Genomic DNA, 14366 nt, shown 5'->3' with positions numbered 1-14366 from the left:
CGTCTGAGACGCCCTTTTTTTATGTCGGTGCCGGGTATCCGGCGCGGCCAGAGTGAAGACGGCGGCAGGGAAAACGTTGCCGGGCGCGACCGTATCAGGAAACGGATTCGCCGCGGATGCGCGGATTGCCGGGTGTCTGAGACGCTTTTTTGCATGGGACAGGACATCCGGCGCGGTCAGGGTGAAGACGGCAGCAGGGGAAATGCCGCCGGGTGCGACCGTATCAGAAAATGGATTCGCCGCGGATGCGCGGATTGCAGGGCGTCTGATACGCCCTTTTTTATGTCGGTGCCGGGTATCCGGCGCGGTCAGGGTGAAGACGGCGGCAGGGGAAACGTCGCCGGGCGCGACCGCATCAGGAAACGGATTCGTTGCGGAAGCACGAATTGCAGGGCGTCTGAGACGCCCTTTTCTGGCCTTAGTGCAGCACCTTCACACCCGGTTCGGGCGGGGTAAAGACGGAAGAGAGGGAGAGACGGGCCAGCAGCAGGCAGGCTTGCCAGTCGGAAGGCGTCACGCCGGCCTCTTGCAGACGCGTGCAGTTCATCACGCTATTCAGCGGCCGCACGGCAGCCGTCGGGTATTGCCCACTGCTGATGCCTTTTACCACGGTATCCTGCTGCGTCACCACGAAGATAGCCTGGGCAAATTCACACCAGCTGACGGCCACATCGCCGCAGTAATGGTAGATCCCCTGCGCCTGTTCCGCGCTGGCCAGCGCGATCATCGCCATCGCCAGATCGCCGGCGTAGGTCGGGCATCCCACCTGATCATTCACCACGCTGAGCTCAGTGCGCGTGGCGGCAAGACGCAGCATGGTCTTCACGAAGTTAGAACCGTATTCGCTGAACACCCACGACGTGCGAATCACGATCGCCTGCGGCAGCACGGCAAACACCCGCTTTTCACCTTCCCACTTGCTCAGGCCGTAGAAGTTAATCGGGCAGGGCTGATCGCTTTCAAGGTAAGGCGTTTTTTTGCTGCCATCAAACACATAATCGGTTGAGATGTGGATCAGGCGGGCCCCCACATCACGCGCCGCCAGCGCGAGGTTTTCCGGACCAATGGCGTTGACCTTCATTGCCCGGACGCGATCGGTTTCTGCTTTATCCACGGCGGTATAAGCCGCCGCGTTTAGGATCACATCAGGGCGGAATTTCTTCACCACCCGCTCAACCGCAGCACGATCGGTAATGTCTAATTCCGCCGAGCCGCAGGCCAGCAGCACCCACGCAGCCGGTACCCGATCCAGCAAACTCCGGCCAAGCTGGCCGTAAGCACCGGTTAACAAAACGCGCATTGCACTAACTCCTGCAGAGAAAGTCCTTGTTGATCTTTTGCCGAAAGCTGCGGCAGGGTTACAGGCCATTGAATGGCGATATCAGGATCGTTCCACATCAGACAGGCTTCATCCTGTGGCGCGTAGTAATCAGTACATTTGTATTCAAAATCGGCGATCTCAGACAGCACCACGAAGCCGTGCGCCAGTCCCGGCGGGATCCACAGCTGGGTTTTATTGGTTTCAGAAAGCACAATGCCTTCCCACTGGCCAAAAGTGGGTGAGTCAGGACGAATGTCCACGGCCACATCAAACACTTCACCGCGCACCACCCGCACCAGCTTGCCCTGCGGCTGGGTTTTCTGAAAGTGCAGGCCGCGCAGGACATGCTGTGCTGAACGGGAATAGTTGTCCTGCACAAAATCAAGATCGATATCCAGTAACTGCTGGTAGCGACGCTTTTCGAAGGTTTCCAGAAAGAAACCGCGCGCATCGCCAAACACGGCGGGCTGAATGATTTTTACATCGGCAATTCTGGTCGCGATAACGTCCATCTCACTCCTCCACCAGCAGTCGCAGATACTGGCCGTATTGGGTTTTGCTCAGGTAAGATGCACGCTGCAGCACTGCTTCACTGCCAATCCAGCCTTTGCGCCAGGCAATCTCTTCCAGACAGGCGATTTTAAAACCCTGACGTTTTTCAATGGTGTGAATGAAGTGAGAGGCTTCCAGCAGGCTATCGTGGGTGCCGGTGTCGAGCCAGGCAAAACCGCGGCCCAGCACTTCAACATTCAGCAGGCCGTCCTCCAGATACATCTGGTTGAGCGTGGTAATTTCCAGCTCGCCGCGCGGTGACGGACGCACCTCGCGCGCCATGGCACAGACGTTTTTATCGTAGAAATAGAGGCCGGTGACCGCGAAACTCGATTTCGGCTGCGCCGGTTTTTCTTCGATCGACACCGCGCGGTACTGCTTATCAAACGCCACCACGCCAAAACGCTCCGGGTCCATCACGCGGTAACCAAACACGGTGGCACCCTGAGGACGTGCCACCACCTCTTCCAGCGTTCGGCCAAAGCTCTGACCAAAGAAGATATTGTCGCCCAGCACCAGCGCGCAGCGTTCACCCGCAATAAAGGATTCGCCGATGATAAACGCCTGCGCCAGGCCGTCCGGCGAGGGCTGCACGGCATACTGCAGATTCACGCCAAAATGGCTGCCGTCTCCCAGCAGGCGCTGAAACGCGGGCAGGTCGTCCGGCGTGGTGATGACCAGAATATCCTGAATACCGGCCAGCATCAGGACGGAAAGTGGATAGTAGATCATCGGTTTGTCATATACCGGCAATAGCTGTTTCGACACGCCGCAGGTCACGGGGTGTAAACGGGAGCCGGTGCCACCCGCCAGCACTATACCTTTCATCATCGCCTTCCTTATTCCTGTTCTCTGCTACCCGCAGAGCGATGCCCTGAGAATAAGGGGGGAAGCGGGGAATTGATGGCGCGAATAACCAGTAAAAAAGCCGGTAATGCCGGGGATAAGCGGTACAGGGCGCAGGGGGCTGGCCGGGGTTTCATGCTGCGTTAATGCAAATCTGCCTGGCCGGCGACGGCGGATTGCTGGTGCGGCATGACAAGCGTCGCAAAATCACCGCCGGATTACAGCTCACCGGCGCTCTGCCGATAACACCACTCAGAACCACTCGAATTTTTTCGTCGTACTTTTTTCTTTTTCTGGGGTGTCTATGCGCTTCAATTATGACTTGTTACCGGGTGAGCTGCTGACCTTCGAGGAGATTGCCCTGCGCTACGCGCAGCAGCACCCGGAAGAGAAGGAACTCACCGCGCGCGGCCTGCTGAGCCCGTCCACCAGCTACCGTCATCTGATCATCCGCGCGGTCTTCGCCCAGCAGGAGCTCAACAGTCCGCTGGAAGACCTGCTGATTGTTTCTGATGATAATGAACGCAAAAATTATCTGCGCCGCTTTGAGCACTATCTGAAGACCGGCCAGACGTTTCTCTATTTCCGGCGCAATGACGACGGACGCAAGAGCGGACGCTGGAAGGTGATTGGCGAAACGCAGGTCTACGCCATGCTCGATCCCAGCTCCGCTGCGGCACAGAATCTGCTGAGCAGCCGTGGCTACAAGCTGGTGCTGATGCGTCAGACCGAAGAAGAGGAGTACTGGCAGCTGTTTGACCGGCAGGCGCATCCCTGTTTTCCGCTGTCGCGCCGCATTCAGTTTCTGGTGGTGCTGAGCACGCCGCAGCAGAAAATGCCGGCGGCGGTGATGCCCGGCACCGAGGTCGGGCGGCGGGTGAAAGCCCGGGTGCTGCAGCGCGCCAGCCAGGCAGAGTTCAGTTCCGCCGTCAGGGCGCGCTACGGGGCCTGTATTATTACCGGTACGCGCTTAACGGAGCGGCACAGCTGGCCGTGGGTGGAAGCCTGTCATATTGACACCCAGGAGAACGAAGAGGGCTTTCTCGCCGATAACAGCGTGGATAACGGCTTATTTCTGCGCAGCGATCTGCAGCGGTTGTTTATCAATAAAATGATAAGCATTGATGCGGAAACGGGTCAGGTGCTGTTTAATCACGCGCTGGAGAGCGACGCGTCCATTAGCCTCTTTTATCAGGCGCTGGAGGGCAAAACCTGCGTACTGTGGGACGCCGTGCCGCCCGGCACAAGGCAGCGCCTGCGCAACCTGCGCTGATCGATCCCGCGCTGGCGGTGCGATCCACCGCCATTCATTACAAATCTGAAATAACCTTGCTTTTGCCTGCCTATTCTGCCAATCGAAACCTCTACAGAATTGGATAATCATGCCGATAACTTAATTAACGCAGGGTAGTCAACGTGAACGATCTCTATACCGCCGACGGCGTGATGGATAAACATTCGCTCTGGCAGCGCTACGTCCCTCTGGTGCGGCATGAAGCGCTGCGTCTGCAGGTACGTCTGCCAGCCAGCGTTGAGCTTGATGATTTGTTACAGGCGGGTGGCATCGGTTTACTGAATGCCGTGGAGCGCTATGACGCGCTGCAGGGCACCGCCTTTACCACCTACGCAGTACAACGCATCAGAGGGGCAATGCTGGATGAGTTGCGCAGCCGCGACTGGGCTCCCCGCAGCGTGCGACGCAACGCACGTGAGGTGGCCGGCGCTATGCATCAGGTAGAGCAGGCGCTGGGGCGCGCGGCGACCGAGCAGGAAGTGGCTGAGCGTCTGAATGTATCACTGGAAGAGTACCGGCAGATTCTGCTGGATACCAATAATAGTCAGCTCTTCTCCTACGACGAGTATCGGGAAGAACACGGCGACAGTGCGGAACTGGTGACAGAGGGCCATGAGGAAGCTAACCCGCTGCATCAGTTAATGGAAGGAAACCTGCGTGAACGCGTGATTGAAGCGATCGAGGCGCTGCCCGAACGCGAAAAATTGGTGCTCACACTGTACTACCAGGAAGAACTGAACCTGAAAGAGATTGGCGCGGTGCTTGAAGTGGGAGAATCCCGCGTCAGCCAGTTGCACAGTCAGGCGATCAAACGCCTGCGAGCCCGGTTAACGGGAGCGCGCTGATGGACTCAGTTCCTGGGGAACCAAAAATAATAACACCGGGGACTCAGCAATGGGAGCCAAAGTCAAAGCCAGACCGTTAAGTCGCTATCTTAAAGACTATAAACACAGCCAGAGCAACTGTTCACATTGTGGCAAAGTTTTAGATCGCATGGCGTTAGTATTCCGTGGCCAGATCATCAATAAAGAGGCCATCGCACGGATGGACCAGATGATTGATGATCAGGTCTGGATGAAACTTCAGCCAGAACTGACGGCACTGTGCCGTTTCTGCAGCGATATTTTTTGTAATACCCATCCGAATTACTTCGACATTATGGCGTTCAAACAATATCTGTTTGAGCAGACCGAAATGAGTCACAGTACGATTCGTGAATATGTGGTACGACTGCGTCGTCTGGATGACATGCTGAAAGCGAAAAATTTCCCGGCCGAAAGATTACGGGGCAATAGCTGGCATGAATGTCTGGAGAATGATTTGCCCGATGCCGGTAACAACAACTACCGCATCGCGCTGCGTAAATATGATCAGTTTTTAGGCTGGCAGCGCAGCTGAGCGTGATTTCGCCCCGGTGGCTGACCTGCCTGTCAGCCGCCGGCGGCCATCGGCGCGTAATTCCGGATGCGCCCTGCGTCATCTTCTGCAACACTGTATGGATAACTGCACATTGCCCGAATGGAGGCTGCATTGTCCCTGCATCTTTTGCACCAGTTCCCCCGTCTTGAACTTCTCGGTGCGCCCACGCCGTTAGAACATCTGCCACGCCTGTCTGACTATCTCGGACGCGATATCTTTATCAAACGCGATGACGTTACGCCGGTCGCACTTGGCGGGAATAAACTGCGCAAGCTGGAGTTTCTGGCGGCGGAAGCGCTGCGTGAAGGCGCCGATGTGCTGCTGACCGCCGGCGCGATTCAGTCCAACCACGTCCGGCAGACGGCCGCCGTTGCGGCGCGTCTTGGCCTCAAATGCGTAGCGCTGCTGGAAAACCCACTGGGCACCACCGCCGAAAATTACCTGACCAACGGCAACCGCCTGCTGCTGGATCTGATGGATGTTGACGCGATCGTCGTCGACGCGCTGCACGATCCCGCCGCGCAGCTGGCCGCGCAGGCGGAGCGCCTTGAAGCCCAGGGCTTTCGCCCGTATGTGGTGCCGGTAGGCGGCTCCAGCGTACTCGGTGCGCTTGGCTACGTGGAGTGTGCGCAGGAGATCGCGCATCAGAGCGAAGGCGTGGTCGATTTTGCTGCGGTTGTGGTGGCTTCCGGCAGCGGCGGCACCCACGCCGGGCTGGCGGTCGGGCTGGAGCAGCTGCTGCCTGCCACCGAACTGGTCGGGGTCACCGTTTCGCGCACTGTTGACGCGCAGCTGCCGGTGGTCGAGCGCATTCGTGCCCCGCTGGCCGCGCAGCTGGAGGTCAGCGCGCAGGCGCCGGTCACGCTGTGGGATGAGTACTTTGCTCCGCGCTATGGCGAGCCCAATGACGAAGGCATGGAGGCAGTACGGCTGCTGGCGCGGCTGGAAGGCATCATGCTGGATCCGGTCTACACCGGCAAAGCCATGGCGGGCCTGATTGACGGCATCAGTCAGAACCGCTTCCGCCGCGAAGGTCCGCTGCTGTTTGTGCATACCGGCGGCGCACCGGCGTTATTTGCTTATCATCCTTCGGTCTGAGACAAGCGCAAAAAAAAGATTATAATCCGGCGGTTAGGGATTCACGCCTGGCACCGTGCATCGCGCCAGGCTAAGCAGGCACACAACAATCACAACACATCACAATAAATGGGGTAATTATGATTTTCTCTCCGATTCGTCGCCAGCTGGTGATGGGAATGATGGCGGTCGCGCTGGTTGCGGGCGTTAACGTGAAAACCTTCGCGGCAGAGGATCTGCTGGCGCAGGTGAAAAGCAAAGGCGAGCTGCGCGTGGGACTGGAAGGCACTTATCCGCCGTTCAGCTTCCAGGATGAAAACGGCAAGCTTACCGGATTTGAAGTGGAGTTCGCGCAGGCGCTGGCGCAGCACCTGGGCGTAAAAGCCGCGCTGAAACCCACCAAGTGGGACGGAATGCTGGCTTCGCTGGACTCGAAACGTATTGACGTGGTGATCAACCAGGTCACCATCTCCGACGAGCGTAAGAAAAAGTATGATTTCTCCACGCCGTATACCATTTCCGGCGTACAGGCGCTGACGCTGAAGAAAAATGCCGGCACCATCAGCAAACCGGCCGATCTCGCCGGCAAGAAAGTGGGCGTGGGTCTGGGCTCAAACTATGAGCAGTGGCTGCGCGACAACGTCAAAGGCGTGGATATCCGTACCTATGATGATGACCCGACCAAATATCAGGATCTGCGTTCCGGCCGCGTTGACGCCATTCTGGTTGATCGCCTGGCTGCACTGGATCTGGTGAAGAAAACCGGCAACACCATGGCGGTGGCTGGCCCGGCGTTCTCCCGTCTGGAAGCCGGTGTGGCGCTGCGCAAAGGCAATGACGATCTGCTGAAAGCGATCAACGCCGCCATCGCCGACATGCAGAAAGATGGCTCGCTGACCCGTCTTTCTGACAAGTGGTTTGGTGCGGACGTAACGAAATAATGCAGGAAAGTCTCCAACTGGTGCTGGATTCAGCACCTTTTCTGCTTAAAGGCGCGCTGTTTACGCTGCAGCTGAGTATCGGCGGCATGTTCTTCGGCCTGGTGCTGGGCTTTGTGCTGGCGCTGATGCGCCTGTCACACTTCTGGCCGGTGAAGGGGCTGGCGCGGTTTTACGTGTCGATCTTTCGCGGTACGCCGCTGATTGCCCAGCTGTTTATGATTTACTACGGCCTGCCGCAGTTTGGCATTGAACTCGATCCGATTCCCTCCGCCATGATTGGCCTGTCGCTCAACACCGCTGCCTATGCCTCCGAATCGCTGCGCGGTGCCATCGCCGCCATTGAGCGCGGCCAGTGGGAAGCGGCGGCCAGTATCGGCATGACGCGCTGGCAAACGCTGCGCCGGGTGATTCTGCCGCAGGCGGCACGCACCGCGCTGCCGCCGCTCGGTAACAGCTTTATCAGTCTGGTGAAGGACACCTCGCTGGCGGCCACCATTCAGGTGCCGGAGCTGTTCCGTCAGGCGCAGCTTATTACGTCGCGTACGCTGGAAGTGTTCACCATGTATCTGGCGGCCTCGCTGATTTACTGGGTCATGGCAACGGTGCTGTCAGCACTGCAGAATCGCCTGGAAGCGCACGTGAATCGTCAGGATCGGGAGGCAAAATGAGTGCGATAGAAGTACGTCAGCTGGTCAAGCAGTTTAACGGCCAGACGGTGCTGCACGGCATTGATCTTGAGGTCGCGCCGGGCGAAGTGGTGGCGATTATCGGTCCCAGCGGCTCCGGTAAAACCACGCTGCTGCGCAGCATTAATCTGCTGGAAGTACCGGAAAGCGGCCAGGTCACGGTAGGCAACATTACCATCGATGCCAGCCTGGGGCTGAATAAGCAGAAAGAAAAAGTGCGGCAGCTGCGGCAGCAGGTGGGGTTTGTCTTCCAGAACTTTAACCTGTTCCCGCATCGTTCCGTGCTGGAGAACATCATTGAGGGGCCGGTGATCGTCAAAGGCGAGCCGAAAGCGGAAGCGGTGGCGCGCGCGCGCAGCCTGCTGGAAAAAGTGGGCCTGCACGGCAAAGAGGAGAGCTATCCGCGCCGTCTCTCCGGCGGCCAGCAGCAGCGCGTGGCGATTGCCCGGGCGCTGGCGATGCGCCCGGAGGTGATTCTGTTTGATGAACCCACCTCCGCGCTGGATCCGGAGCTGGTGGGCGAAGTGCTCAGTACCATTCGCGCACTGGCGCAGGAAAAACGCACCATGGTGATCGTGACGCATGAGATGAGCTTTGCGCGTGACGTGGCCGACCGCGCCATCTTCATGGATCAGGGACGGATTGTGGAGCAGGGTGCGGCCAAAGCCCTGTTCAGCGATCCGCAGCAACCGCGCACCCGGCAGTTCCTGGATAAATTCCTCAATCCTTAATTTCAGGGGCCGGCTCACCGGCCCTTTTTTATTCTTCTCGCCACTAACATATTCATTAAATATAAGATTAACCTTTTGCTGCATCTATTTTATGGCGGCGCAAAAGTGAATTTTATCCTGGCTGGTCAGGCGGCGGAATGTTCTTAATTTATTTTCCCGTTAGCGCAGCGTAACCGCGAGCCGGGCAGGGCGTGGCTGGCTGAAATTCCACAGGAAAACGCTGTGCCTGCAGCCGGTCAATGCGCCTCCGCTACTGTAAAGTATTGTTATATCAGGGCCAGTAAAAAAGTTTTAAGACTTTCGCTAGAGTCAGTGCGATGGGCTTGTTGAATAATCGTTTAAAAACCATAACCGCGTCAGCACCGCATATCACGCTTTTTCTCTACGTCCTACACAGCAGCGGGAGTCATATTTATGAATAACGCCAGGAAAGAAGATATTGCATGGGTCAATACCCTGAAAGGGGCCTGCATATTGCTGGTGGTGTTGTATCACACCGTATTACCCGGATTTGAAACGACCGTTAATTATTTGAGTGCAGGCTGGATACCGGCAGAAATATGGGTGCAGTTTAATACTGTATTATCCCCGCTGCGTATGCCCGCCTTTTTCTTTGTCTCCGGTTTACTGGCGACCAATGGCATTCTCAACCGGCCCTGGAAACAGGTGTTTACCAGCCGCATCACCAACCTGTTCTATCTCTATATTTTGTGGGGCTTTATTCAGTGGTGGTCGATTGTGGGTATCTCAACCGAGATCACCGGTCAGCGCATTTCGCAAAACCTGAACGCCGCCTATGCCGGTTCACTGCTGGAGTTTCTCAAGCTGACCTTTATGGCGATGAGCACCTCCTGGTATCTCTACGGCCTGGCGCTGTACTTCCTGTGCGCGAGGATTTTCCGTCAGCATAAAGTGGCGCTGCTGGCGGTGGCGGTGGTGCTGAACTACCTGGCGGCGGAAAAAATCATTCCGTACTGGGGGCCGCAGAGTCTGGCGCAATATTTCCTGTTTTTCCTGCTCGGTGCCTTCCGCGGGCCGCTGATGCTGCGCCTGAGTGAACTGCGCCGCGAAAACGTTCTGCCCTGGTCGCTGCTGGCGGCGCTGGCCGGCATTCATGTGATTTTTGGTCTCGATAAGAGCCTGTTTATGTGCACTCTGGCGGTGTTGTTCAGCGTGGCGGCCTGCCGCTGGCTGAACCAGCATTTTTCCATGCGCTGGATGAACTGGGTGGGGCGTAACACGCTGCAGATCTACGTAATCCACCGCATTTTCATTGAGTTCTTTGGCATGTCAGCGATTCTGTTTGCACAGCGCCATCATCTGTTTGAACAGGCGTGGTTTTCGCTGCTGTGGGCCTGCTTCTACCCGGTAGCGATTGTGGGCATCTGTTCGCTGTGTTCGGTGGCGGTATGGTCGCTGACCAACCGCGGGCTGGGGCAGTCGCTGTTTATCTTCCCGACGCTGATTGGCTGGAAACGCAGTAAATCAGCGGCATAAAAAAGGGCGGCCCGGATGGGCCGCCCGCTGGGAGAGAGAATGCGTTAACCGATGGTCATCAGGCTGGCGTTTCCGCCGGCCGCAGCCGTGTTCACACTCAGCGAACGTTCGATCAGCAGACGCTCCAGCAGCAGATTGGTTTCGCCGCGGGCAAAACCCTGCACCGAGACAATCGCGCCGTCACGTGCGGCAATCTGTTCACACAGGCTGCGCAGTTGGTCGGCATCGCCGTGGTAAATCACCGCGTCGAATTCCGCCGCCAGCACGTCACGCGCCAGTTCGATACGCTGCTGCACCGCGGCAGGCAGGGCGTTGCGCAGGTCACGATGCAGTGCATCATCCTGCCACAGGGCCTGGCTGCCAACGCTGGTCACGGCCGCCAGCTGGATCAGCGCGTCCTGCTGGTTATCACTGATGCACAGTACGCGATCGCGCGGCAGCAGGGTAAAGGTGTTGCGCTCGCCGGTTGGCCCCGGCAGCAGGCGGACGGTTCCGGCCTGTGCCAGCGTTTCGTAACGCTGGCACAGCGCCAGCAGCTCCGGTTTATCCTGCGCCCAATTCTGCAGAGCCTGATGGGCAGTCAGCAGCTGTGCCCGCGCGCTGCTGTCCACCGGACGCTCCGCATCCTGACGATCAAAGGTCAGGCGTAGCGCGCCATCCGGACGGTTCGCCAGCAGACGATACAGGTAAAGCGGTCCACCGGCTTTCGGACCGGTGCCGGACAGGCCTTCGCCGCCAAACGGCTGCACGCCGACCACCGCACCCACCATATTGCGGTTAACGTACAGGTTGCCCACTCGCGCTCCGGCAGTCACCTGAGCAATCGTCTCATCAATACGGGTATGCACACCCAGCGTCAGGCCATAGCCGAGTGCGTTGATCTGATCGATCAGCTGCGGCAGGCTGTTGCGGGTGAAGCGCACCACGTGCAGCACCGGGCCAAAAATCTCCTTATCGAGATCGCTGACCTGATCCAGCTCAATCAGCGTCGGTTTGATAAAGGTGCCGCTCTGCCACTCTTTGCTGTCCTGCGGATGCGCCTGCACCGCCTGGTACACGGTGAAGCCTTTGTTACGCATCGCCTGAATGTGGCGTTCAATATTGGCTTTTGCTTCGGCATCAATCACCGGGCCAATATCCGTGGAGAGACGCTCAGGATTGCCCATCCGGCACTCGGCCATCGCCCCGCGCAGCATTTTCAGCGTGTGGTCAGCGACATCGTCCTGGATGCACAGCAGGCGCAGCGCCGAGCAGCGCTGACCGGCACTGTCGAAGGCCGACGCGACAATATCCACCACCACCTGTTCGGTCAGGGCAGACGAGTCAACAATCATGGCGTTCATGCCGCCGGTTTCGGCAATCAGCGGCGTCGGGCGTCCCTGTGGATCGAGCCGGCCAGCCAGATTGCGCTGCAGCAGGGTCGCCACCGCGGTCGAACCGGTGAACATGACGCCGCGGACGCGCTCGTCACCCGTCAGCTGCGCACCAACGGTTTCGCCATCGCCCGGCAGCAGCTGCAGTACGCCAGCCGGTACGCCGGCATCCAGTAAAATCTGTACCGCCTGAGCGGCGATCAGGGGCGTCTGCTCGGCCGGCTTGGCCAGCACGCTGTTACCCGCCGCCAGCGCGGCAGCAATCTGACCGGTAAAGATCGCCAGCGGGAAGTTCCACGGACTGATACACACCACCGGCCCCAGCGGACGATGCGTTTCGTTATCGAAATCATCGCGCACCATGCCCGCGTAGTAGTAGAGGAAATCCACCGCTTCGCGCACTTCAGCAATGGCGTTGTTGTAGGTTTTCCCGGCCTCACGCACCAGCAGGCCAATCAGTTGCTGCATCTGATCTTCCATTACCTGAGCGGCACGTTCCAGAATGGCAGCGCGCTCCTGCGGCGGCGTGGCGAACCAGATTGGGCCGGCATTGACGGCGGCATCCAGCGCGCGTGAGACTTCCGCCGGCGTGGCGTCACGGACGCTGCCCACCACATCCGCCGGCGCAGCAGGGTTGATCACCGGACGGCTTTCGCCTTCATCCGGTTCAGCGTCAATCAGCGGTGCAGCGCTCCACGGCTGGCTGGCACTGCTCAGCAGGGCGCTGGAGAGCGAAGCGAGACGGTGTTCATTGGCCAGGTCGAGACCGGCAGAGTTAACCCGTTTGTCCCCGTACAGATCGCGCGGCAGCGGGATCTTCGGATGCGGCAGGCCGACGGCACCTTCGCTGGCCCCCATCTTCTCTACGGCGGCAACCGGGTCGGCTACCAGTTCATCAATCGGCAGACTGGTATCGGCGATGCGGTTAACAAAGGAAGTGTTGGCCCCGTTTTCCAGCAGGCGACGTACCAGATAGGCCAGCAGCGTTTCATGCGTTCCCACCGGCGCATAGATGCGGCACGGCCGGTTCAGCTTGCCGTCGGCCACTTTGCCCACGACCTGCTCATACAGCGGCTCACCCATGCCGTGCAGGCACTGGAACTCATACTGGCCCGGATAGTAGTTATTTCCCGCCAGCTGATAAATGGCCGCCAGCGTATGGGCATTGTGGGTGGCGAACTGCGGATAGATCAGATTCGGTACCGCCAGCAGTTTGCGGGCGCAGGCGATATAGGAGATGTCGGTGTACACCTTGCGGGTGTAAACCGGATAGCCTTCCAGCCCCTCCATCTGCGCGCGCTTGATTTCGCTGTCCCAGTAAGCCCCTTTAACCAGGCGAATCATCAGACGGCGGCGGCTGCGCTGCGCCAGGTCGACCAACGCATCAATCACAAACGGACAGCGTTTCTGGTAGGCCTGGATCACGAAGCCGATACCGTTCCAGCCTTCCAGCTCCGGCTCAAAGCAGAGTTTTTCCAGCAGATCGAGCGACAGCTCAAGGCGGTCTGCCTCTTCAGCATCAATGTTGATACCGATGTCATAAGAGCGCGCCAGCAGCGTCAGCGATTTCAGGATCGGATAAAGCTCTTCCATCACGCGGTCATACTGCGCGCGGCTGTAGCGCGGATGCAGCGCCGACAGTTTAATGGAGATGCCCGGGCCTTCATAAATGCCGCGGCCGTTAGAGGCTTTACCAATGGCGTGAATCGCCTGCTGGTAAGAGACCAGATAGGCTTTGGCGTCGGCGGCGGTCAGCGCCGCTTCGCCCAGCATGTCATAGGAGTAGCGGAACCCTTTTTCTTCCAGCTTGCGCGCATTGGCCAGCGCTTCCGCGATGGTTTCGCCGGTCACAAACTGCTCGCCCATCAGGCGCATCGCCATATCCACGCCTTTACGGATCAGCGGCTCACCGCTTTTACCAATAATCCGGTTGAGCGAGGTGGAGAGGTGGGCTTCATTGTGCGTCGAGACCAGGCGTCCGGTGAACAGCAGGCCCCAGGTCGCGGCATTCACAAACATCGACGGGCTGCGGCCAAGGTGCGACTGCCAGTTGCCGTTGCTGATTTTGTCGCGGATCAGCGCGTCGCGCGTGGGTTTATCCGGAATACGCAGCAGCGCTTCCGCCAGGCACATCAGCGCAACGCCTTCCTGTGAGGAGAGAGAGAACTCCTGCAGCAGGCTTTGCACCATACCGGCGCGTCCGGTTGCACCTTTCTGGTGCCGCAGCTTGTCGGCAAGGCTGTACGCCAGCTGATGCGTTTTTTCCGCCAGCGGGGCAGGCAGACGCGCCTGCTCCAGCAGTATGGGCACCGCGTCGGTCTCCGGGCGGCGCCAGGCGGCGGTGATGGCCGCGCGCGTGACCGATTGCGGCAGAATGTGTTCGGCGAAGTCGAGGAAAGGCTGCACGGTCTCTTCCGGCGCGCTGTCGGCGCCCTCAGCCTCACTAAGCTGAAGCGGGATTTCCGGTACGGCTTCACCCGCTTCCAGCTGCGACAGGTAGTTGAAAATGGCCTGCTTAATCAGCCAGTGCGGCGTGCGATCAATTTTACTGGCAGCCAGTTTAATGCGGTCGCGGGTGGCTTCATCCAGCTTCACCCCCATGGTGGTGGTTCCCATGATTTCCTCGTCC

Annotated in this window: 12 protein-coding genes; 8 read left to right on the top strand and 4 right to left on the bottom strand. The window is 58.7% G+C overall.

The genetic code is table 11. The features are described from left to right. Positions 1–418: 418 nt before the first annotated feature. Genes rfbD through rfbA form a run of 3 tightly spaced genes read right to left on the bottom strand, consistent with a single transcriptional unit; the run spans position 419 to position 2701 of the window. Positions 419–1300, bottom strand: coding sequence for a dTDP-4-dehydrorhamnose reductase (gene rfbD / locus D8B20_RS10320; protein WP_145888794.1), 882 nt, complete (start codon positions 1298–1300; stop codon positions 419–421). After that, positions 1285–1833 (bottom strand): dTDP-4-dehydrorhamnose 3,5-epimerase, encoded by a 549-nt coding sequence (gene rfbC, locus D8B20_RS10315; RefSeq protein WP_145888793.1) that lies wholly within the window; start codon positions 1831–1833, stop codon positions 1285–1287. The genes rfbD and rfbC overlap by 16 nt, the downstream gene beginning before the upstream one ends. 1 nt (position 1834) lies before the next feature. After that, a complete protein-coding gene (rfbA, locus tag D8B20_RS10310) occupies positions 1835–2701 on the bottom strand; it encodes a glucose-1-phosphate thymidylyltransferase RfbA (RefSeq protein WP_145890521.1) in 867 nt (288 codons plus the stop codon). A 322-nt stretch (positions 2702–3023) separates the two neighbouring features. On the opposite strand from rfbA, the gene D8B20_RS10305 reads away from it, so the two are divergent. From D8B20_RS10305 to D8B20_RS10270, 8 genes are all read left to right on the top strand, one after another. Then, positions 3024–3992, top strand: coding sequence for an HNH endonuclease signature motif containing protein (locus D8B20_RS10305; protein ID WP_145888792.1), 969 nt, complete (start codon positions 3024–3026; stop codon positions 3990–3992). Between the two features lie 143 nt (positions 3993–4135). After that, positions 4136–4858 carry an RNA polymerase sigma factor FliA gene (locus tag D8B20_RS10300; RefSeq protein WP_021509900.1) on the top strand — a complete coding sequence of 241 codons (723 nt, stop codon included), beginning with the start codon at positions 4136–4138 and terminating at the stop codon, positions 4856–4858. A 49-nt stretch (positions 4859–4907) separates the two neighbouring features. Next, positions 4908–5411 carry a flagella biosynthesis regulatory protein FliZ gene (gene fliZ / locus D8B20_RS10295; protein WP_128600621.1) on the top strand — a complete coding sequence of 168 codons (504 nt, stop codon included), beginning with the start codon at positions 4908–4910 and terminating at the stop codon, positions 5409–5411. 132 nt (positions 5412–5543) lie between these two features. Continuing rightward, positions 5544–6530 (top strand): D-cysteine desulfhydrase, encoded by a 987-nt coding sequence (locus D8B20_RS10290; RefSeq protein ID WP_145888791.1) that lies wholly within the window; start codon positions 5544–5546, stop codon positions 6528–6530. Between the two features lie 119 nt (positions 6531–6649). After that, complete coding sequence (tcyJ, locus tag D8B20_RS10285; RefSeq protein WP_145888790.1) at positions 6650–7450, top strand: cystine ABC transporter substrate-binding protein; 801 nt, start codon at positions 6650–6652, stop codon at positions 7448–7450. After that, positions 7450–8118 carry a cystine ABC transporter permease gene (tcyL, locus tag D8B20_RS10280; RefSeq protein ID WP_145888789.1) on the top strand — a complete coding sequence of 223 codons (669 nt, stop codon included), beginning with the start codon at positions 7450–7452 and terminating at the stop codon, positions 8116–8118. The genes tcyJ and tcyL overlap by 1 nt, the downstream gene beginning before the upstream one ends. Then, positions 8115–8867 carry an L-cystine ABC transporter ATP-binding protein TcyN gene (gene tcyN, locus D8B20_RS10275; protein ID WP_145888788.1) on the top strand — a complete coding sequence of 251 codons (753 nt, stop codon included), beginning with the start codon at positions 8115–8117 and terminating at the stop codon, positions 8865–8867. The genes tcyL and tcyN overlap by 4 nt, the downstream gene beginning before the upstream one ends. A gap of 414 nt (positions 8868–9281) precedes the next feature. After that, positions 9282–10364: an acyltransferase family protein gene (locus tag D8B20_RS10270; RefSeq protein ID WP_145888787.1), complete on the top strand. Its 1083-nt coding sequence runs from the start codon at positions 9282–9284 to the stop codon at positions 10362–10364. A 44-nt stretch (positions 10365–10408) separates the two neighbouring features. On the opposite strand, the gene putA is transcribed toward D8B20_RS10270, so the two are convergent. Further along, positions 10409–14353, bottom strand: coding sequence for a trifunctional transcriptional regulator/proline dehydrogenase/L-glutamate gamma-semialdehyde dehydrogenase (gene putA / locus D8B20_RS10265; protein WP_145888786.1), 3945 nt, complete (start codon positions 14351–14353; stop codon positions 10409–10411). Positions 14354–14366: the final 13 nt, after the last annotated feature.

The organism is Candidatus Pantoea soli (assembly GCF_007833795.1).
Taxonomy (GTDB): Bacteria; Pseudomonadota; Gammaproteobacteria; order Enterobacterales; family Enterobacteriaceae; genus Pantoea; species Pantoea soli.
The sequence above is the reverse complement of the archived record's forward strand: the minus strand, read 5'-3'. Positions and strand labels throughout refer to the sequence as shown.

Coding starts and splice junctions, on each gene's coding strand:
- rfbD (WP_145888794.1), bottom strand. CDS start 1,300: ATGCGCGTTTTGTTAACCGGTGCTTACGGCCAGCTTGGCCGGAGTTTG.
- rfbC (WP_145888793.1), bottom strand. CDS start 1,833: ATGGACGTTATCGCGACCAGAATTGCCGATGTAAAAATCATTCAGCCC.
- rfbA (WP_145890521.1), bottom strand. CDS start 2,701: ATGAAAGGTATAGTGCTGGCGGGTGGCACCGGCTCCCGTTTACACCCC.
- D8B20_RS10305 (WP_145888792.1), top strand. CDS start 3,024: ATGCGCTTCAATTATGACTTGTTACCGGGTGAGCTGCTGACCTTCGAG.
- fliZ (WP_128600621.1), top strand. CDS start 4,908: ATGGGAGCCAAAGTCAAAGCCAGACCGTTAAGTCGCTATCTTAAAGAC.
- tcyJ (WP_145888790.1), top strand. CDS start 6,650: ATGATTTTCTCTCCGATTCGTCGCCAGCTGGTGATGGGAATGATGGCG.
- tcyL (WP_145888789.1), top strand. CDS start 7,450: ATGCAGGAAAGTCTCCAACTGGTGCTGGATTCAGCACCTTTTCTGCTT.
- tcyN (WP_145888788.1), top strand. CDS start 8,115: ATGAGTGCGATAGAAGTACGTCAGCTGGTCAAGCAGTTTAACGGCCAG.
- D8B20_RS10270 (WP_145888787.1), top strand. CDS start 9,282: ATGAATAACGCCAGGAAAGAAGATATTGCATGGGTCAATACCCTGAAA.
- putA (WP_145888786.1), bottom strand. CDS start 14,353: ATGGGAACCACCACCATGGGGGTGAAGCTGGATGAAGCCACCCGCGAC.